Source organism: Streptomyces sp. NPDC048185 (assembly GCF_043202495.1).
In the GTDB taxonomy this organism is placed as follows: Bacteria; Actinomycetota; Actinomycetes; order Streptomycetales; family Streptomycetaceae; genus Streptomyces.
On sequence record NZ_JBIDAN010000005.1, the window covers coordinates 431,982 to 451,370 of the forward strand.

Genomic DNA, 19,389 nt, shown 5'->3' on the forward strand with positions numbered 1-19,389 from the left:
TCGGCGATGGGGCGCCTTCCACGTTCATGCCCGAAGGGGACCACCCATGAGAAGTGCTCGGCTCCGCCGTACGCGTCGTGCCGGCGTCATCACGCTCGTCTCCGCTCTCACGCTGACCGCCCTGGCGGCCTGCGGCACGAGCAGCAGCGACGACGGCGGTTCGGAAGGCAGCGGCAGCGGGTCCTCCGACCCGGCTGCGCCGCTGGACCCGAAGACCAAGGTGACGATCACCATCGACTGCATGCCGCCGGCGGCGAAGGCGGCCGAGCTGAAGGAGTGGAAGGAGGACGTCGAGGAGTTCAACAAAATCTACCCGAACGTCACCGTCGAGGGCCGCTCCACCCCCGGCCAGTGTCTGGAGCCGCCACGCTTCACGGCCATGCTGAAGGCCAAGTCGCAGCCCGACGTCTTCTACACCTACTTCACCGACCTGCCCCAGGTGCTGGACAACGACGGCGCCGAGGACATCACCGCGTACGTCAACGACAGAAGCGTCCCCGCCCTCAAGGACATCGACCCGAACGTGCTCGGCTCGCTCAAGCACGAGAACAAGCTCTACGGCCTGCCCACCAGCAACTACACGATGGGCCTGCTGATCAACCGCAAGCTCTTCGAGCAGGCCGGGCTCGACCCGGACTCCCCGCCGCGCACCTGGGACGAGGTCCGCGCCGCCGCCAAGAAGATCGCCGGCCTGGGCGACGGCATCGCCGGCTACGGCGAGTACAGCGCCGGCAACACCGGCGGCTGGCACTTCGCCGCCCAGATGTACAGCCTCGGCGGCGACATCGTCGACGCGAGCGGCAAGAAGGCGGCGTTCGGCAACGAGCTGGGCAAGCAGGTCGCGGAGAACCTCCACGCCATGCGCTGGGAGGACGACAGCATGGGCAAGACCCAGCTGCTCCAGTGGGGCGACCTCCAGAAGCAGATCGCCGCCGACAAGCTCGGCATGTTCCTCGCCGCCCCCGACGACATCACGTACATGGTCCAGCAACTCGGGGCGGACTACGAGAACTTCGGCATGGGCCCGATCCCCGGTGAGAAGAACACCCTGGCCGGCGGCAACAACTACATGATCAAGAAGGGGATCTCCGCCGACAAGATCAAGGCGGCCGTCGCCTGGCTGAACTTCGAGAACCTGACCGTCGGCAAGGGGCAGTTCGACTGGGCCCGCAAGAAGACCGACAAGCTGCCGGTCGGTCTGCCGCAGCCCAACTTCTGGCTGAACGAGTCGAAGACGAAGGATGACGCGGCGCGGGTCGAGCACGCCACGATGCCGGTCGAGAACTTCCGGACGTTCATGGACAACCCGGTCGCGGGCAAGGCCGAACCGCCGAAGGCCCAGGAGGTCTACAAGGTCCTCGACAACGTGATGTCCGGAATCCTCACCAACGAGGACGCCGACGTCGACAAGCTGCTGGACACGGCCGAGAGCCAGGTCAACCAGGTCCTCGCCAACCAGTGAGCGCATCCCGGCGGGGCGGCGGTGTCCGGCGGCCGCCCCGCCGGGACACCGCCGCCCCGCGGGCGGCGCGGACCGGACCACCTGTGGCATCCGGGGCGACGCCCCGGCAGACCAGCGTCAAGGAGCGACGATGTCGGCCCCCAGCGTGACCCCGAGCAAGGCGGCCAGTCACCGCCGCACCCCGCCCCGCCGCACGGCGGACCCGCAGCCCCCGGGCGGACGGTTCGCCAAGAGCCTGCGGCGCAACCTCACGGCCCACGGATTCCTGATCGGCGCGGTGCTCTGCTTCGCCGTGTTCTCGTGGTACCCGATGATCCGCGAGTTCTTCCTCGCCTTCCAGAAGACGGAGAACGGCGAGGTCAGCTGGGTGGGGATGGACAACCTCACCACCGTGTTCGACGACCCGGCGTTCTGGCAGGCGTGGCGCAACACGCTGCTGTTCACCGTTCTCGCCCTGGTCTTCGGCTTCGCCGTACCGTTCGTCGTCGCCCTCGTCATCAACGAGTTCCGGCACGGCAAGGGATACCTGCGGCTGCTCGTGTACCTGCCGGTCATGCTCCCGCCGGTCGCGTCGGTCCTGCTGTTCAAGTACCTCTACGACCCGGGCTACGGACTGCTCAACGAGGTGTTCGGCCTCTTCGGCCTGCCCGAACAGCAGTGGCTGCAGGACCCGGACACCTCCATGCTCTCCATCGTCCTCGCCTCCACCTGGATGAACATGGGAGGCGCCGCACTCATCTACCTCGCCGCCCTCCAGGGAATCCCCGGCGAGCTCTACGAGGCGGCCGAGCTGGACGGGGCCGGGGTGCTCCGCAAGATCTGGCACGTGACCATCCCGCAGACCCGGCTGATCCTGTCCCTGATGCTCCTGATGCAGGTCATCTCCACCATGCAGGTCTTCGTCGAGCCGTTCCTGCTCACCGGCGGAGCCGGCCCCGAGGGGTCCACCACCACGGTCGTCTACCTCATCTACCAGTACGCCTTCAACTTCAACAACTACGGTGCCGCGGCAGCCCTGGGGCTGCTCCTGCTCGTCATTCTCGCCGGGTTCTCGGCGGCATACGTCAAGCTCAACCGCGCCGAGAACGAGTAGGAACCGGAGTCCCCGCATGTCCACACGCACGCTCATCTCGCCGGCCCAGCTCGCCAGGCCCCGCGGAAAAGCCGTCTACTGGGTGACGTTCGCCGTCGTCGTCACGGGCTTCACCCTCGTGTTCCTCGGCCCGCTGTACTGGATGGTCTCCAGCGGCTTCAAGGACACGCAGGAGGTCATCCAGACCCCGCCGACGCTCGTCCCCGGCTCGTTCGAGCCGGACAACTACTCCAGGGCGTGGGAGGTCATGGACCTGGCCAAGCTGCTGTTCAACACCCTGTACTACGCGTTCGGCGCCCTGGCCTTCCAACTCGTCCTCGACGTCGCCGCGGCGTACTCCCTCTCCAAACTCCGTCCCGTCTTCGGCAAGGCCGTCCTCGGTGCGATGCTGGCGACGCTGATGATCCCCGCGACCGTCCTCGTCGTCCCCCAGTACCTCACCGTGCTCGACGTGCCCGTCGTCGAACGCAACCTTCTCAACACCCCCTGGGCCATCTGGCTGCCGTCGGTGACCAACGCGTTCAACATCTTCCTGCTGAAGCGGTTCTTCGACTCCATCCCCAAGGAACTGCTGGACGCCGCCGCCATGGACGGCGCGAGCCCGATGCGCACCCTCCGGTCGATCGTGCTGCCGATCTCCCGCCCGATCCTCGGTGTGGTCTCCATCTTCGCGATCGTCGGTGTCTGGAAGGACTTCCTCTGGCCGATGCTCACCCTGCCCGACCCCGCCATGCAGACCCTGAACGTCGGCATCTACTCGCTCTCCAACGGCGTACCGATGAACGTGCTGATCGCCGCGCTCACCATCGCCTCACTGCCGACGCTGCTGATCTTCCTGGTCTTCCAGCGCAACATCATGAGCGGCCTCACCGCCGGCGGGCTCAAGGGCTGAGACCTCCCGGCCCCGCACCTGCCTCCCACCCAAACCTTCGCCGCCGGTCCGTCCGACGCCCCGCTTCCGGGCCGGCGGCGAAGACCCACCCTGCCCGAAAGGACCGCACCCGTGGCAGCCCCTCTTCCGCCCCGCACCGACGACTGGTGGCGTGACGCCGTCATCTACCAGGTGTACCCACGCAGCTTCGCCGACGGCGACGGCGACGGCACCGGGGACCTCGCGGGCTTCCGGGCGAGACTGCCCTACCTCGCCGGTCTCGGCGTCGACGCCGTATGGTTCACGCCCTGGTACGCCTCCCCCCTGGTCGACGGCGGTTACGACGTGGCCGACTACCGCGCCGTCGACCCCGCCTTCGGCACCCTCGACGACGCCGAGAAGCTGATCGCCGACGCCGCCGAACTCGGCATCCGGGTCATCGTCGACATCGTCCCCAACCACGTCTCCGACCAGCACGCCTGGTTCCGCGCCGCCCTCGCGGCCGGCCCCGGCAGCCCGGAGCGGGAGCGCTTCCACTTCCGGCCCGGCCGGGGCACGAACGGCGAACTGCCGCCCAACGACTGGCCGTCGCAGTTCTCCGGCGCCACCTGGACGCGGGTGCCGGACGGCGAGTGGTACCTGCACCTGTTCACCCCCGAGCAGCCCGACCTGAACTGGGCCCACCCCGACGTCCGCCGCGAGCACGAGGACATCCTCCGCTTCTGGTTCGACCGGGGTGTCGCCGGCGTACGCATCGACTCCGCGGCCCTGCTCGTCAAGGACCCGGCGCTCGCCGACTTCGAGGAGGGCGTCGACCCCCACCCGTACATCGACCAGGACGAGATCCACGACATCTACCGCGCCTGGCGGTCGATCGCCGACGAGTACGGCGGCGTGTTCGTCGGAGAGGTCTGGCTGCCCGACGCGGAACGCTTCGCCCGGTACCTGCGCCCCGACGAACTGCACACCGCCTTCAACTTCAACTTCCTCACCTGCCCCTGGGACCCGGACCGCCTGCGCGCCACCATCGACGCGACCCTCGCCGAGCACGCTCCCGTCGGAGCCCCCGCGACCTGGGTCCTCGCCAACCACGACGTCACCCGTACCGTCACCCGCTACGGTCGCGCCGACACCGGTTTCGACTTCGCGACCAAGGCGTTCGGCACCCCGGCCGACCTGGCGCTCGGCACCCGCAGGGCACGCGCGGCGGCCCTGCTGACCCTGGCCCTGCCCGGCTCCGTCTACCTCTACCAGGGCGAGGAACTGGGGCTGCCGGAAGCGGACATCCCCCTGGACCGGATCCAGGACCCGATGCACTTCCGCTCCGGCGGCACCGACCCGGGACGCGACGGTTGCCGGGTACCGCTGCCGTGGACGGCCACGGCACCCTGGTGGGGCTTCGGCTCCGCGACGGAGCCGTGGCTGCCGCAGCCCGCCGACTGGGCCCGCTACGCGGTCGACCGGCAGCTGGGCGACCCGGAGTCGATGCTCACGCTGTACCGGGAGGCCCTGGAACTGCGCCGGACGGGCAAGGGCTTCGGCGACGGCCCCATGACCTGGCTGCCCGCCGCGGAGGGCGTCCTGGCCTTCGCCCGGCCGGACGGTCTGGTCTGCGTGGTCAACCTGTCCGGCGCACCCGCCAGCCTGCCGGCACACCGGCAGGTACTGCTGTCCAGCGGCCCGCTCGAGCCGGACGGCACCCTGCCGAGCGACACGGCGGTGTGGCTGCGCACCTGACGGCGCGGAACCCGGCCGGCCCCGCGACACCCACCGGCCCCGGCCGGTGGGTGCCGTCGGCCCGCCGACAGCCGCCCTGGGGCCGTCCCCTGCGTCCCGCGGTCAAACCGGCGCTCGGTGCGTTCGTACGGGGCGCGGTGTCGCACGCCGGGGACGCCGTGCTCCGGGGCGCCGTTGGGTGACGGCCGGAACTGGACAGCCTTTTCCCAGCACGGTGAGACGAGGGGGTTCGTGGTGGCCAGTGGGTTCCAGAGGGCGAAGATCCAGGCGATGTTCGACGTGCTCGACGTGGACGGCAACGGCCGTCTGGAGGAGGGCGACTTCGAGGCGCTCGCGGCGCGATGGGGCCGGCTCCCGCGGGTGACCGGGAGTCCCGAGCTGGCCGCGCGTGTGCGGGACGTGATCATGGGATGGTGGCAGCATCTGTCGGCGGCCGCAGACCCCGGCCGGGACGGGCAGGTCGACCTGGACGAGCTGATGACCGTGGTCGACCGGCTGCCGTCCATGGTGCCGGCCGTCACGGCGACGGCCGACACCATCTTCGACGCCGTGGACGAGAACGGTGACGGCCGCATCTCCCGTGGCGAACACCAGCGGCTCATCGACACCTGGCACGGCCGCTCGATGACGACAGGGCGCGTCTTCGACCGTCTCGACCAGGACGGCGACGGTTACCTCGGCCGGGCGGAGTTCGCGCGCCTGTGGACGCAGTTCTGGATCAGCGACGACCCGGCGGAGCCCGGCAACGAGATGTGCGGGCCCCTGGCCCCGACCCCTTGACGCGGCGCGGCGGCGGCCCGCACCGAAGGGCCGCAACTCCGTCACGAGCGGGGCGCCGTGGGCGGCGCCCGGTTCACGGACGGCGCGCGGCCCGTGCGAACAGGCCCTCCGGATCGTACGCCGCGCGAGTGCGCTCGAGCCGCTCCTCGTGCGAGCCGAAGACCGCGCCGTGCAGCTCGCCCGCGTCCTCGCCGAGCCCGGCGAAGTTGACGTACGTCCCACCGCTCGAGAACGGCTTCATCGCGTCCCATGCCGAGCGTGCCCACCCGATCGCGTCCTCGTCCAGCGCGGGGTCCCGCCAGCCCGCGTCGATGCTCACGTTGTAACGGGCGGACCGGTGCGCGAACGCGCTGTCGTCGGGGCCCACCCGCGCCACGGCGCCGCCCAGGGTGCGGATGACGATCAGGCTCTCCGGGGTGGGCCGCCGGGCGTCCCAGTCCAGCAGTGTCCGCAGGGCCTCGTCCGTCAGCTCGTCCATGAAGTGCGACTTCATGAAGTAGCGTTCCCCGTCGGGGAACCGCCAGGTGTTCGCGCTCTGCAGCGCTACGTACGGCAGCGTCCCGCTCAGGTCCATCAGGGGTGCGCCCAGGTCGCGCTGCGGCGCCAGCGCGGCGGTCGCGCCGTTGCCCGGCGGACCGCCGTACACGGCTCCGACCATCACGCACTTCGACCGCTGCAGCTCCTCGGGGACCGCCGGGTCGGCGGGGACGCTCCAGAGCAGGAGCTCCGGCGTGACCGTCTCCGGCGCGCTGTACGTCGCGTCCCGCCAGGCCCGCAGCACCTCCTCGGCGTGCTCGTACGGATGCAGCACGAGGACCCCGGCCACCTCCGGACCGAGCGGATGGAGGTCGAACTCGAAGGACGTGACGACGCCCAGACCGCGACCCCCGCCGCGCGCCGCCCAGAACAGGTCGGGCTCCTCCTCCCGGCTCACCGTGCGCACCGTGCCGTCCGCCGTGACGATCTCCATCGAGCGGACGCTGTCGCAGCTCAGCCCGAACGTCCGCATCACGAACCCGAAGCCGCCGCCGAGCGTGAGGCCCGCGATCCCGGTCGCCGAGATCTCCCCGCCCGGTGCGACCAGCCCGGACAGCTGGGTCTCACGGTCCAGCTCGCCCCAGGTCACGCCCGCCTGGGCGCGCGCGGTGCGGGCCGAGGGGTCGACGTGCACGCCTTTCATGTGTGACAGGTCGATCACCAGTCCGTCGTCGCACACGGCGCTCCCCGCGACCTGGTGCCCGCCACCGCGAATGCTCACCACCGGCCGGTGCTCGCGCGCGGCCGTCACCGTCTCGACGACGTCGGCGGTCCCGGCGCACCGGGCGATCACCGCGGGCTCGCGGTCGATCAGCCCGTTCCACACGGTTCTGGCCTCGTCGTAGGCGGGGTGGCCGCGGTCGATCACCTCGCCGCGCAGCCCCGATCGGAGCCGCTCGGCCAGTCCGGGCTCGCGTGCTGTCGTCTGCTCGCTCGGCATGGGACTCACCTCTCCCGGCACAACGTGCGAGCTGCCCTGGTTCCACGGTAGGCCCGATCGGCCACCTCGGCACTGTGGCGAGGGGGTCTCCGGACTGCCGCCGCGGCCCGTGCCCTCTCGCGAGAGCACGGGCCGGTCGCCCGGGGTTCCGTCGACCGGGGCCGGTCAGTCGAACGGGGCGAGGGTCAGTCGCGCCTGCGCGGGACTGCCGTCGTGCACCAGCGACTCGTGATGGCCCACGTCGTCGAAGGCGAAGGCGTACGCCTTGCCGTCGGTGGTCCGTTCGTGAATGATCCGCGCGTAGTGGTTGGTCACCGAGTCCCGGTAGAAGCCGGCCGGTGAAGTGTCCGGCTGGTTCGGGTTGCTCAGCAGTGTCGAGCGGTTGAAGCCGGCGCACAGGGTCCGCGAGATCGGGCCGCGCACCGCGTCGTTGGGGGCGTCCAGGAGCCGGTGGCAGCCGAACACGCTGGACGCGTCGGGCTTCTGGAAGCTCGTCACGACCGCACCGGCGCTGTTCGTGAAGTTCATGACGCCGCCGGAGACCCGCCCGAAGTACTTGGTGCCGGGCTGGTCGGCGAACGGACTGACCGTCAGCGTGCTCGTCGTGTACTTCTGCCAGACCCGGTCGATGTAGTCGCTCAGGACGGAGGCGGGCAGCGCCCCGGTCTCCACGCCGTAGAGCGGCGACAGTGCCCGCAGGACGGTGCCGTCGGACCGGGTCTGGACGAGACCCGACCAGCCGGGCTGTGCGCGCAACGCGTCGAACACCCCGCGGTAGCCGCCCGGCTTGAGCCGGCCGGTGCTGATCACGCCGCCGTCGGAGCGCTGCACACCGACGGAGTACGGCGCCGAGAACATGTCGACCTGGGTGCTGTTGAGCCACAGTCCGGAGTCGTTGAGTGTGTACTCGGACCAGTTGAACAGGATGTCGCGGTTCGGGTCGCTCGGGTTCTGCACGGCCGGCTGCACCAGGCCTCCCGTGGTCAGCCGGAAGTCGAGCTTGCGGCCGTAGGAGAAGTAGATGCGTCCCGACAGTTTGGGGATGCGGATGGTCTTGGTCTGCCCGGCGGCCGGTCCGGGGACGGACGCGTCGGGCGCGGGCGTCGGGGGGTTGCCGCCGGCGGGCCAGGCGTGGAAGGCGCCGGCGGCGTCCGCCCAGCCCTGCTGCCCCGTCGTCAGGGACGTGCCGAGGGTGTAGACGTAGACGGCGTCACCGCGGCCGGAGTCGTTGGTGATCGTCAGGGGGATGGTGTCGGGCACCGCCGCGGCGCTCGCGGTCGGTGCGGGGCCGGCCGTGAGCAGCGCGCCGGTCAGGGCGACGGCGCCGGTGACGGCGAGAAGCCCGTGCTTGAGGGATGACAGCACTCTCCACCTCCGTGCGGGTGTGGGGGGGATGGTCCGTACCAGTGTGTGAGAGCGCTCTCAGCGTGCCTTCGCGTCGAGTTCATGTCAATGGCTGGATCGTCGCCTCGTGGAGCGACCGGCGGCGGGCCCCACCCGGGCGCGGACCGGAGCAGCCGCGGCAGCCGTGCGCCGGCCGGGCGTGACGACTCCGGCGTCCGACACGGCGGTCCGTGCGGTCACGGGAGGCGCGGGAGGCGCGGAGGGTGCGACAGTGGCCTCATGTGTGGCCGGTACGCATCCACCCGCAGCCCCGAGGACCTGGCCCGGCGGTTCCGGGTGGCCGACCAGGACCTCGGTGACCCCCTGGCGCCGAGCTGGAACGTCGCGCCCACCGACGAGGTGTGGGCCGTTCTCGAACGCACCCGGCCGGAGTCGTCCGCCGGCGCACCGGTGACGCGGCAGCTGCGGACGCTGCGCTGGGGCCTGGTGCCGTCCTGGGCCGGCGACACGAAGATCGGCGCGCGGCTGATCAACGCCCGCGTGGAGACGGTCCACGAGAAGCCGGCGTTCCGCGCCGCGTTCGCCCGGCGGCGCTGCCTGCTGCCCGCCGACGGCTTCTACGAGTGGCAGCGGGTCGAGGACCCGGGGACGGGGAAGACCCGCAAGCAGCCCTACTTCATCCACTCCGAGGACGACCGGGTGATGGCCCTGGCCGGGCTGTACGAGTACTGGCGCGATCCGGACACCGGCCACGACGACGACCCGTCGGCCTGGCTGACGACCTGCACGATCATCACCACCGAGGCCACCGACGCCGCGGGACGCGTCCACCCCCGCATGCCGCTGGCCGTCGCCGAGGACCACTACGACGCCTGGCTCGACCCCGCCCGCCAGGACACCGGAGCGTTGCGTGACCTCCTAGAACAGCCCGCCGGCGGACGGCTCGACGCACGCCCCGTCTCCACCGCCGTCAACAACGTCCGCAACAACGGACCGCAACTGGTCGAGGCGGTCGGCGATCCGGCACCCGGCGCCACTCCACCCGGGCCGGATCCCGCCCGGTGAACGCCGGTCACCGCGACGGCCGCTCCTCGGCGATCCGCCGCGGTGCCCGTCAGGCCGCCGGCTTCCAGCCCAGCGCGGGACCGAGCCGGCCGGCGATGTCGGTCAGGATCTGCTCGTAGTCCTCCGGGCCGAAGGTGAACGGCAGCGCGAAGGCCACCTCCTCCACCTCCCGGAACGCGGCGTGGGCCCGCAGGCGCTCCGCGATCCACTCGGACGGCCCCACGAGGTCCGGGGCGAACAGCAGACGGGCCGGACCCTGCGGGCGCCCGGTGCGCGGCAGCCGCTGCGCGGCGTACTCCTCGTACCTGGCGCGCTGCCCGGCGTCGGCGGAGTCGGTGGGGACCACCACCAGCCCCTGGGAGACCCGGGCGGCCTCCCCGTCGGGATGCGCAGCGCGGAAGGCTCGGATGTGGGAGAGCTGGATCGCGGCGAAGTCCTGGGCCCCGGATCCCTCTTCGAGCTCCTCGGCCTTGACCACACTGCTGGTGAGCAGGTTCATCGCGTTCTCCCCGGCCCAGCGGGCCGAGCGCAGGCTGCCGCCCCCGTACCACATCCGCCCGCGCAGGCCGGGGGAGTGGGGCTGTACACGGTCGGAGTAGGTCTCGATGCCCTCCGTGCCGCGGAAGCCCGTGACCGGCTCACCCGCGACGTGGTCGAGCAGGCGCCGCACCCGCGCGTAGCCGAACTCCTCGGCGTCGGCGGTGTCCGGATACAGCGCGTCCCTCACCCGCTCGTAGTGCATCGGCGTCCCGGTGCTCACGCCGGGGTTGAGGCGTCCTCCGGACAGGATGTCCACGGTCGCCCAGTCCTCGGCGAGGCGCAGCGGGTTCTCCCACCCCAACGGCGTGACCGCGGTCCCCAGTTCCATACGGCTGGTGCGCTGGGTGGCGGCCGCGAGCACCGCAACCGGCGAGGAGATCCCGTACTGGAGATGGCGGTGGCGCACCCACGCGCTGTCGTATCCGAGCCGTTCGCCCAGCTCCAGCACGCGCAGGGTGTCCTCGTGCCCGCGGCCCGGATCGCCCTCGTCGAACAGCCCGATCGTGAGGAACCCGAGCCTCTTCAGCGTCCTGCCACCCATCTCGACCCGACTCCCCCCGACCGGTGCTCGTGCGGGCCTTGACGTCCTGACAGACGGATCATGCCTCCTCTTCGCCGCGGAGCGGACCGTGCGGACCGCACTTCGCCCGGGAGTTCACGAAATCGGAACACCCGAGGAAGGAACGCCGACGAGCACGCCGCGGGCCGGGTCCACCGTCCCGGAGCGTCGCGCCAGGTCACGCGACGGCGCGGGCGAGGCCGGTGAGCGCGGCCGTCATCCGGGCCGTCGAAATGCCCTGCCGGCGCTGGTGCGTGAAGACGTCGGGGGCCAGCGGGGCCAGCAGGATGTCCGCCATGGCGTCGGGGTCGGCCGCGCCCGCCTGGCGCAGGAGCACCAGGACGTGAGCGCGCCAGAAGCCGTAGGCGCCGGTGGCGTACCGCCCGGCACCGGTCTCGGCGGCGAGTGCCAGATGGGCGTGCCGGTCGAGCAGCTCGATCATGGCGGTGAAGAAGGCGGCCAGCCGCTCGAGGGGCGGCGCTCCGGGACCCAGGGGCGCGGCACCCCGGAGCAACTCCTGCTGGAGGGCCGTCTCGTGTTCGTCCAGCAGCGCGGTGGCGATGGAGGCGACGTCCGGGTAGCGCCGGTACAGCGTTCCGCGGCCGACGCCTGCGGCCCGGGCGACGTCCTCCATGGTGACGCTCCGCGGGTCCCTCCCGGCGAACAGTTCGGCCGCGGCGGCGAGCACCTTCTGACGGTTCCGGGCGGCGTCGGCGCGTTCCTTGGTCACGGAACCCACTCTAAGCCGTCCGGGAAATAAGTGGACGAGATGTCCGGTTGACTCCTCCGGATGCTATAAATGGACACCGCGTCCACTTATTGGCCGGGAGGCACACCCATGCGCACCACCCTGCTCCACCTCGACGCCAGCGCCCGCCGCACCTCCTTCAGCCGCGAACTCGGCGGCACCGTCGCCGACGCCTGGCGGGAGGCGCACTCGGACGGCACCTACCTCCACCGCGACCTCGCACTCGACCCCGTCCCCTTCATCGACCAGGCCTGGACCGAGCTGTGCGACCACCTGCTGGAGCACGGCATCACCGATCCGCACCGCTACGGCGAGGCCGTGCGCACCCCGGCCCAAACCGAGGCGTGGGCCGTGATCGAACCCCTGCTCTCCGAACTCCTCGCCGCGGACGTCGTCCTGATCGCCGCGCCCATGTACAACTTCTCGATCCCCGCGTCGCTCAAGGCGTGGATCGACCAGGTGACCTTCCCGAAGATGAACCTGGCCCCCCGGCGCTTCGTCGTCGCCCAGGCCCGCGGCGGCGCGTACGGCCCCGGCACACCGCGAAGCCCCTACGACCATCAGGAGCGCTACCTGCGGGACTTCTTCCTCGGGCACTACGCCGTCGAGGACGTCGCCTTCGTCAGCACCGAGCTGGTCAACAGCCGTGTCGATCCGGCCCTGGCCGAGCGGCGCGCCCAGCACGACGAGTCCCGCACCGCCGCCCTCGCCGCCGCCCGCAAGCTCGGGGCAGAGCTGTGAACTGGCTGCTGCTCCTGGCCGCGGGCGGCGTGGAAGTGGCCTGGTCGCAGAGCATCAGGCCCACCATGGGCTTCACCCGGCCACTGCCGACCCTGGTCTGCTTCCTTCTGGCCGCCCTGGCGGTCTACCTGCTGTCCCTGGCGATGCGGGACCTGCCGGTGGGCACGGCCTACGCGGTGTTCACCGGGATCGGCGCGGCGGGTGCGACCGTCCTCGGCATCGTCGTCCACAAGGACCCGGTCGGCATCGGCCGCATCGCCGCCCTGGCCCTCATCATCGCGGGCGTGGCCCTCGCACGCGCCACGTCGGCCGAGTGAGGCCGGCCGCGGGCCGTGCCCCACCGAATCCTGACCGTGGCCCGGGCGGCACCTGTCGCGAAGACGTTCGACCACCGGTCTGGTGTCGGCCCGACGCTTCGCCCGCCGGTGAACCGGCACGGTCCGCCGGCGTGAAGGCGGCGGAGATTGCGTGAAGAGCCGGGCGCCGGCCCCCTGGCGGTGGAGCATTTCGGCTGTGAACCGGCATGTGCCGGATCGGCGACATCTCACCACAGGAGTTGCGGATGAAGCGTTTGCGGAGGACCCGGCTGCTGGGCCTCGGTGTCATGGCGCTGCTGTTCGGCTCGGTGGCCGCGCCCACCGCGCAGGCGGCCCCGGCCGAGGCGGCCGGGGCGCAGGCCGCCGCCCCCGCCGCCGTCGAGTGCAGTGGCAGCTGGGACGGCAAGACGTACTGGGCCAAGAGCCCTTCCGGGCGCAACGGGGGCGGCTATGCGCGCACCTACTGGAACGCCTCGACCAAGCGCAACTGCGCGAAGTTCTGGTCCAGCCCCTACGACGGCCTGGCCTCGAACATCACGCTGTACATCCACGACGAGAGCGGTGACTACGCCGCCGACCCGCCCCGGGAACACCCGCAGAACTACCACTACTACGCCGGTCCGCTCCACACCTGGTTCGACGCGACCGGGCAGTGCATCCACCTGAGCGGCTCACTGGTCCGGGGCGGGGTGACCTACCGCCTCAGCACCGGGGACATCCGGTGCGGCTGACCTCGTGCCCGCCTCATCCGGTGCCGTCCCGGTACTCGGTGCAGGCGTCGACGAGCCAGGTGGCGAGGTAGGACGCGAACGAGGAACGGACCAGCAGCCGGACGCCCGCGCCGGGCTCGTCCCGCACGACCAGCGTGACCGAGGCCTGGGCCAGCAGCGTGTTCAGGCACGAGCCGGCGGGCGTCACGCGCGGGTCCAGGTCGATGGCGCAGCCCTGGGCCAGCACGGTGCGCACCAGGTTCCCCGACAGCGCCAGGGCCGTGCGCTGGGCCGAGACGTCGGTGACGGTGGCGAACTCGTCCCCGATTGCCGACCGCAGGCGGCTCACGAGGTCGTCCCGCCGTCCGTCGGGGGCGACCAGCAGCCATTCGTCCGGGCCCATCCAGAGCACCTCGACATCACCGGACAGCTCGGCGCACAGAGGGCCGGGCAGGGCGACGTCCAGGACGTCCTCGACAGCCTTCGCCGCGAGGCTGCCGGGCTGCGCCCGGAGGGTCAGCTGGGTCAGGAAGGGCAGTTCCCGCACCCGCAGTCCGGTGGGCAACTGCGACAGGGCCTCCTGCCAGGCCCCCAGCGGGCTGAGGCGAGCGGGCTTCTCAACCGTCACGGCGAGTTCCCTCCTTGTCGAAGAGCACGGGGTCGGTCACGGCCACCGGGACGGTCCGTCCGTCCAGGGGGACGTAGAGGGTGTCGCCGACGCGCTGGGTTCCGGAGCGCACCAGGGCCAGCGCGAACGTGCGCCCCAGGGCGTCGCTGCGGTAGCTGGAGGTGACGTGACCCAGCATGGGGACGGGCGGCTCCGGGACGTCGCGGGTGGCGATGATCTGGGCGCCCTCGGGCAGCAGGACCCGCTCGTCGGCCGGCAGCAGACCGACCAGCTGCTTGCGGTCGCCGCGCCGGTTCTCCTGGCGGGAGAAGGACCGCTTGCCGATGAAGTCCGGCTTCTTCCTGGACACGACCCACGACATGCCCAGGTCCTGCGGGGTGACGGTGCCGTCGGTGTCCTGCCCGATGATCGGATAGGCCTTCTCGGCACGCAGCACGTGCATGGTCTCGGTGCCGTACGGAGTGATGCCGAACGGGCCGCCCGCCTCCAGCAGGGCCTTCCACACGGAGATGCCGTCCCAGGCGGTCACGTTGATCTCGTAGGCGAGTTCACCGGAGAAGCTGATGCGGCAGACGCGCGCCGGGATGCCGGCGACGGTGGTGTCACGCCAGGACATGAAGGGGAACGCGTCGTTGTCGACGTCCAGCTCGGGGGCGACCAGGGCCAGTACGTCCCGGGAGCGGGGCCCGACCAGGGGGACGGTCGCCCAGTGCTCGGTCACGGAGGTCAGGTGGACGCGCAGGTCCGGCCACTCCGTCTGCAGCCACTCCTCCATCCACTCCAGGACCCTGGCGGCGTTGCCGGTGGTCGTGGTCAGCAGGTACTCCTGCTCGGCCACCCGGATCACGGTGCCGTCGTCGAGGGCCATGCCGTCGACGCCGCACATCACCCCGTACCGGACCCGGCCCACCTCGAGGGTGCTCATCATGTTCGTGTAGAGCCGGTCCAGCAGCACGCCCGCGTCCGGGCCCTGCACATCGATCTTTCCGAGCGTGGAGCCGTCCATCATCGCGACGCCGGTGCGCGCGGCCCGGCACTCGCGGAGCACCGCCTCCTCCATCGTCTCGCCCGCCCGCGGGTAGTACCAGGGGCGCTTCCACTGGCCGACGTCCTCGAAGAGGGCGCCCTGCTCGACGTGCCAGGGGTGCAGCGCGGTCACCCGGACCGGGTCGAACAGGTCCCCGCGGTTGCGGCCCGCCAGGGCGGCGAAGGACACGGGCACGGCGGGCGGACGCAGGCGCATGGTGCCCAGCTCGGCGACGTCCACCCCGAGTGCCTCGGCGACGATGCCCGACGTCATCACGCCGGACGTGCGGCCCTGGTCGTGCGCGGTGCCGATCGTGGTGTAGCGCTTGACGTGCTCCACCGACCTGAGGCCCGCCCCGGTCGCCCGCAGCACGTCCGAGACGAGGGCGTCCCGCTGCAGATCGACGAACTGGTGGGCGCCGTCCTGCCCGTCACGCGGGCTCGGCACCCGCCAGAGCACCCGGCCGGGGACCCCCGCCGGCAGCGACTCGGCCGCCGGCAGCCCGATCGGCTCGCCCGTCGTGCCGAGGGCCGCGAGCGCGTCCCGGGCGGCGCCCACGCCGTCGGCGAGACAACCGGCCAGGGTGAACTGACCCCCGGCCGACCCCGCCGTACGGACGCCGTCCAGTGCGCGTGCCGGGACGAAGGCCCCGAGTCCGGCGTCGTAGCGCAGGGCGCCGCGGGCCTGGCTGAAGAGGGCCACCGCCGGGTTCCAGCCGCCGGAGACGAGCAGCAGATCGCAGTCGATGCCCTGTCGCTCACCGAGGCGGCCCTCGCCGAAGGCGGCGACGTGGGCACGCGAGACGCGGTCGACGCCGCTGGTCCCGGTGACGACGTGACCCGCGCGGATGTCGATGCCCCGTTCGCGGCAGGCGCTCCGCCAGTGCGCCGCCACGTCCGCGCGGGCGTCGACCACCGCGGCGATCCGCACGCCCGCGTCGGCCAGTTCGAGCGCCGCCGGGTAGGCACTGTCGTTCGTGGTGAACACGACGGCCCGCCGCCCGGGCAGGACGCCGAAGCGGTTGAGGTACGTGCGCGCCGACCCGGCCAGCATGATGCCCGGGCGGTCGTTGTCGTCGAAGGCGACCGGACGCTCATGGGCGCCGGTGGCGTACACGACCTGCCGGGCGCGGACGCGCCAGATCCGCTGCCGTGAGACGTGGGCGGGTGCCGCCGCACCGAGGTGGTCGGTGCGCTTCTCCAGGGCGAGGACGAGTCCGTCGTCGTAGTGGCCGAACGCCGTGGTGCGCCGCAGCACCCGCACGTCGGCGCACCCGTCGAGTTCCGCGACGACGTCGCCGATCCACTCGGTCGCGGGCCTGCCGTCGAGCGTTTCCCCGCTGCCGAGCAGCGAACCGCCGGGCTGCGGGAGTTCGTCGACGAGGATCACGCGGGCGCCGGTCCGGGCGGCCGACAGGGTGGCGGCCAGCCCGGCGGGGCCGGCGCCGACGACCAGGACGTCGCAGTGGGCGTGCAGGGTGTCGTAGCGGGCCCGGTCCGGCTCGCTGCCGAGGCGGCCCTGGCCGGACAGACCCCGCGCGACGAGGCCGTCGTACAGCTCCACGGTGGTGGCCGTGAGCATGGGCTCGGGGAAGGGGGCCTCGATCTGCACGAGCGCGTTGGGCTCTTCCGCCCCGGCGGCCAGCACGCCGCGCGGCCGCCCGTACTTGATGCTGTCGGCGACGTGGTGCACGCCGTTGGCGAGCAGCGCCGAGGCGAGGGTGTCGCCGGGGTGCCCGGTGTAGGTGCGCCCGTCGAAGGTGAAGGACAGCATGGCCCCACGGTCGACGTGACCGTGGCCGCCGGTCCGGAACGGGTTGGTCATCGGCCGGCCTCCTGGCCCTGGTGCTCAGCGGCGGGTGCGTCGGCCGGCGCGCCGAGGGACTGGTCGCGGATGTCGTGGACCGCGAGGAACGCGTGGGTGGCGGTGTCGCGCAGGGCGTTGAACCAGCGCCGGCAGCCGGCCGCGTGCACCCACCGTTCGGCGAAGGGGCCCTCGGGGTTGTCGCGGAAGAAGACGTACTGGGCCCACTGCTCGTCGTCCAGCGCGAACGGGTCCTGGGGGTAGGCGACGTGCGCCTGCCCGCCGTAGTGGAATTCGATCTCTTCACGCTCACCGCACCACGGGCAGGTGATGAGCTGCATGGGAATCTCCTCGGCCGGATCGGGCTCAGTGGGCGACGGCTGCGGCGCCGTGCTCGTCCACGAGGGCGCCGGTGGTGAAGCGTTCGAGGGTGAAGGGGGCGTTGTAGGGGTGCGGCTCGCCGGTGGCGATGGTGTGCGCGTAGCACCAGCCGACGCCGGGCGTGGCCTTGAAACCGCCTGTTCCCCAGCCGCAGTTGAGGTAGAGGTTCTCGACGGGGGTGAGTCCGACGATGGGGGAGGCGTCCGGGGTGACGTCGACGATGCCGGCCCAGGTGCGGAGCATGTGGGCGCGGGCGAAGACGGGGAAGAGTTCGAGTGCCGCGGCCATCTGCCGTTCCAGGATGTGGAAGGCCCCGCGTTGTCCGTAGCCGTTGTAGCCGTCGATGCCGGCGCCCATGACGAGCTCGCCCTTGTGGGCCTGGGAGACGTACACGTGCACGGCGTTCGACATCACCACGGTCGGGTGCACGGGTTCGAGGAGTTCCGAGACCAGGGCCTGCAGGGGGTGGCTCTGCAGGGGCAGCCGCAGGCCGGCCATGGAGGCGAGCACGGAGGAGTGGCCCGCGCCGGCGAGGGCGACCTTCCCGGCGGAGATGCGGCCCCGGGTCGTCCGTACGCCGGTCACCCGGCCGTCGAGGACGTCGATGCCGGTGACCTCGCAGTCCTGGATCAGGTCGATGCCGTAGCCGTCGGCCCTGCGGGCGAAGCCCCAGGCGACGTAGTCGTGCTTGGCGATGCCGGCGCGCGGCTGGTAGGTGGCGCCGAGCACCGGATGGCGCACGTCGGGCGAGATGTTGACGATGGGGCAGACCTCGGCGACCTCGTCCGGCTCGAGCCACTCGGCGTCGATGCCGTTGAGCCGGTTGGCGTGGACGCGGCGCTTGCTGTCGCGGATGTCCTGCAGGCTGTGGGCGAGGTTGAGGACACCGCGTTGGCTGAAGAGGATCGGGTGGTCCAGGTCCTCCTCGAGGGTCTCCCACAGTTTCAGTGAGTGCTCGTAGATGCCGGAGCTCTCGTCCCAGAGGTAGTTGGAGCGGATGATGGTGGTGTTGCGGGCCATGTTGCCGCCCGCGAGCCAGCCCTTCTCCAGGACCGCGATGTCAGTGATGCCGTGGTTCTTGGCCAGGTAGTAGGCGGTGGCCAGGCCGTGCCCGCCGCCGCCGACGATGACGACGTCGTAGGACGGTCTGGGATCGGGGTTGCGCCACAGGAAGTCGGGGTGGTCGGGCAGGGCGTCCCCGGGCGTGGTGGGGGCGCCGGCGTTGGGGTGGATCACTGACGAGCCTCCTGGGCGAGAGCCGCTGACCGAGCCGCGCGCGGACCGGGGGCGGGGGCAGTCACGGATGTCCTTCGGGAACAACTGATCGGCGACTGATATATCAATGTTCTGTTGCGCTACGCTAAGAGCGCGATGCGGCCGCGTCAAGGGAGAGTGATGTGCGGTGACCTCTTCGACGTCCACCGGTGAGGGCCCGGGAACCCTGGCCGACCAGGCCTACCGTTCCGTCGCGGACCGGCTCGTGACGCTCCAGATCCGCCCGGGGGAGCCGCTGAACGACGAGCGGATCGCCGCCGAACTCGGCTTCGGGCGCACTCCCGTGAGGGAGGCACTCAAGAGGCTGGAGCACGAACGCCTCATCGTCGCCTACCCCCGGCGCGGAACCTTCGCCACCGAGGTGCAGATCGCCGACCTCGGGCATGTCTCCGAGGTGCGCCTGGAGCTCGAGCCCCTCGCCGCCGCACTGGCCGCCGAACGGGCGAGCGAGAGCGACCGCGCCGGACTCGGCCGCTTGCTGACCCGGCTCGCGAAGGCCTCCGACGGTGAGGGAGACCTCATCCGGCTGGACATGACCCTGCACCGGGCGATCTACGCCGCCACCCGTAATCCCTTCCTCGAGGACACCTTGATCAGGTACGACAACCTGGCCACCCGTATCTGGTGCCTCTTCCTCGACCGGCTCCCGGGCCTCGCGGGGCATGTGCACGAACACGGACCGCTGCTGCACGCCGTCATCGACGGCGACGCGGACAAGGCCAGAGCCCTCGCGGCGAGCCACGTCGAAGGGTTCGAAGCGGCGATCCGCGGCGTCATCTGAGCGCGGGCACGGCACAGGCACGGCCCGCGGTCGACCGCATGACCGTCGGC

General features: G+C 71.5%; 16 protein-coding genes and 1 pseudogene. 10 read left to right on the forward strand and 7 right to left on the reverse strand.

Annotated features, from left to right (window positions below):
- Positions 1-46 precede the first annotated feature (46 nt).
- The 5 genes from ACGF3H_RS18065 to ACGF3H_RS18085 all read left to right on the forward strand — a co-directional run bounded on the left by ACGF3H_RS18065 (position 47) and on the right by ACGF3H_RS18085 (position 5,943).
- Positions 47-1,462: an extracellular solute-binding protein gene (locus ACGF3H_RS18065; RefSeq protein ID WP_362500599.1), complete on the forward strand. Its 1,416-nt coding sequence runs from the start codon at positions 47-49 to the stop codon at positions 1,460-1,462.
- A gap of 130 nt (positions 1,463-1,592) precedes the next feature.
- Positions 1,593-2,555 (forward strand): sugar ABC transporter permease, encoded by a 963-nt coding sequence (locus ACGF3H_RS18070; protein ID WP_362495208.1) that lies wholly within the window; start codon positions 1,593-1,595, stop codon positions 2,553-2,555.
- Positions 2,556-2,571: 16 nt separating this feature from the next.
- Complete coding sequence (locus ACGF3H_RS18075; protein WP_362495205.1) at positions 2,572-3,447, forward strand: carbohydrate ABC transporter permease; 876 nt, start codon at positions 2,572-2,574, stop codon at positions 3,445-3,447.
- A gap of 111 nt (positions 3,448-3,558) precedes the next feature.
- Positions 3,559-5,163, forward strand: a complete 1,605-nt coding sequence (locus tag ACGF3H_RS18080) for a glycoside hydrolase family 13 protein (protein ID WP_362495203.1) — start codon at positions 3,559-3,561, stop codon at positions 5,161-5,163.
- Positions 5,164-5,397: 234 nt separating this feature from the next.
- Positions 5,398-5,943, forward strand: a complete 546-nt coding sequence (locus tag ACGF3H_RS18085) for an EF-hand domain-containing protein (protein WP_362495201.1) — start codon at positions 5,398-5,400, stop codon at positions 5,941-5,943.
- 73 nt (positions 5,944-6,016) lie between these two features.
- On the opposite strand, the gene ACGF3H_RS18090 is transcribed toward ACGF3H_RS18085, so the two are convergent.
- Positions 6,017-7,420, reverse strand: coding sequence for an FAD-binding oxidoreductase (locus ACGF3H_RS18090; protein WP_362495199.1), 1,404 nt, complete (start codon positions 7,418-7,420; stop codon positions 6,017-6,019).
- 165 nt (positions 7,421-7,585) lie between these two features.
- Positions 7,586-8,785: a glycoside hydrolase family 64 protein gene (locus ACGF3H_RS18095; RefSeq protein WP_362495197.1), complete on the reverse strand. Its 1,200-nt coding sequence runs from the start codon at positions 8,783-8,785 to the stop codon at positions 7,586-7,588.
- A gap of 258 nt (positions 8,786-9,043) precedes the next feature.
- Here ACGF3H_RS18095 and ACGF3H_RS18100 point away from each other — a divergent pair, with 258 nt between their 5' ends.
- Positions 9,044-9,829, forward strand: a complete 786-nt coding sequence (locus tag ACGF3H_RS18100) for an SOS response-associated peptidase (protein ID WP_362495194.1) — start codon at positions 9,044-9,046, stop codon at positions 9,827-9,829.
- A 49-nt stretch (positions 9,830-9,878) separates the two neighbouring features.
- Here ACGF3H_RS18100 and ACGF3H_RS18105 read toward each other — a convergent pair whose 3' ends face one another.
- Both ACGF3H_RS18105 and ACGF3H_RS18110 read right to left on the reverse strand, forming a co-directional pair.
- Positions 9,879-10,910, reverse strand: a complete 1,032-nt coding sequence (locus ACGF3H_RS18105) for an LLM class flavin-dependent oxidoreductase (protein ID WP_362495192.1) — start codon at positions 10,908-10,910, stop codon at positions 9,879-9,881.
- A gap of 196 nt (positions 10,911-11,106) precedes the next feature.
- Positions 11,107-11,658 (reverse strand): TetR family transcriptional regulator, encoded by a 552-nt coding sequence (locus tag ACGF3H_RS18110; protein ID WP_362495189.1) that lies wholly within the window; start codon positions 11,656-11,658, stop codon positions 11,107-11,109.
- Positions 11,659-11,766: 108 nt separating this feature from the next.
- On the opposite strand from ACGF3H_RS18110, the gene ACGF3H_RS18115 reads away from it, so the two are divergent.
- The 3 genes from ACGF3H_RS18115 (at position 11,767) to ACGF3H_RS18125 (ending at position 13,465) form a co-directional block, all read left to right on the forward strand.
- Positions 11,767-12,417: an NAD(P)H-dependent oxidoreductase gene (locus tag ACGF3H_RS18115; RefSeq protein ID WP_362495186.1), complete on the forward strand. Its 651-nt coding sequence runs from the start codon at positions 11,767-11,769 to the stop codon at positions 12,415-12,417.
- Positions 12,414-12,734, forward strand: a complete 321-nt coding sequence (locus ACGF3H_RS18120; RefSeq protein ID WP_362495184.1) for a multidrug efflux SMR transporter — start codon at positions 12,414-12,416, stop codon at positions 12,732-12,734. The genes ACGF3H_RS18115 and ACGF3H_RS18120 overlap by 4 nt, the downstream gene beginning before the upstream one ends.
- Positions 12,735-12,979: 245 nt before the next feature.
- A complete protein-coding gene (locus ACGF3H_RS18125) occupies positions 12,980-13,465 on the forward strand; it encodes a hypothetical protein (RefSeq protein ID WP_362495181.1) in 486 nt (161 codons plus the stop codon).
- 13 nt (positions 13,466-13,478) lie between these two features.
- Here the strand turns inward: ACGF3H_RS18125 and ACGF3H_RS18130 are convergent, their stop codons facing one another.
- From ACGF3H_RS18130 to ACGF3H_RS18140, 3 genes and pseudogenes are all read right to left on the reverse strand, one after another.
- Complete coding sequence (locus ACGF3H_RS18130; protein ID WP_362495178.1) at positions 13,479-14,072, reverse strand: sarcosine oxidase subunit gamma family protein; 594 nt, start codon at positions 14,070-14,072, stop codon at positions 13,479-13,481.
- A pseudogene (locus tag ACGF3H_RS18135) lies at positions 14,062-17,243 on the reverse strand (sarcosine oxidase subunit delta family protein). Before ACGF3H_RS18135 ends, ACGF3H_RS18130 begins: the two are co-directional and overlap by 11 nt.
- Before the next feature lie 25 nt (positions 17,244-17,268).
- Entirely contained in the window at positions 17,269-18,516 is a 1,248-nt protein-coding gene (locus tag ACGF3H_RS18140; protein ID WP_362495226.1) for a sarcosine oxidase subunit beta family protein, read from the reverse strand.
- A gap of 169 nt (positions 18,517-18,685) precedes the next feature.
- On the opposite strand from ACGF3H_RS18140, the gene ACGF3H_RS18145 reads away from it, so the two are divergent.
- On the forward strand, positions 18,686-19,339 hold the full coding sequence (locus tag ACGF3H_RS18145; RefSeq protein ID WP_362495171.1) for a GntR family transcriptional regulator: 654 nt from the start codon (positions 18,686-18,688) through the stop codon (positions 19,337-19,339).
- Positions 19,340-19,389 lie beyond the last annotated feature (50 nt).

Coding starts and splice junctions, on each gene's coding strand:
- ACGF3H_RS18065 (WP_362500599.1), top strand. CDS start 47: ATGAGAAGTGCTCGGCTCCGCCGTACGCGTCGTGCCGGCGTCATCACG.
- ACGF3H_RS18070 (WP_362495208.1), top strand. CDS start 1,593: ATGTCGGCCCCCAGCGTGACCCCGAGCAAGGCGGCCAGTCACCGCCGC.
- ACGF3H_RS18075 (WP_362495205.1), top strand. CDS start 2,572: ATGTCCACACGCACGCTCATCTCGCCGGCCCAGCTCGCCAGGCCCCGC.
- ACGF3H_RS18090 (WP_362495199.1), bottom strand. CDS start 7,420: ATGCCGAGCGAGCAGACGACAGCACGCGAGCCCGGACTGGCCGAGCGG.
- ACGF3H_RS18100 (WP_362495194.1), top strand. CDS start 9,044: ATGTGTGGCCGGTACGCATCCACCCGCAGCCCCGAGGACCTGGCCCGG.
- ACGF3H_RS18105 (WP_362495192.1), bottom strand. CDS start 10,910: ATGGGTGGCAGGACGCTGAAGAGGCTCGGGTTCCTCACGATCGGGCTG.
- ACGF3H_RS18115 (WP_362495186.1), top strand. CDS start 11,767: ATGCGCACCACCCTGCTCCACCTCGACGCCAGCGCCCGCCGCACCTCC.
- ACGF3H_RS18125 (WP_362495181.1), top strand. CDS start 12,980: ATGAAGCGTTTGCGGAGGACCCGGCTGCTGGGCCTCGGTGTCATGGCG.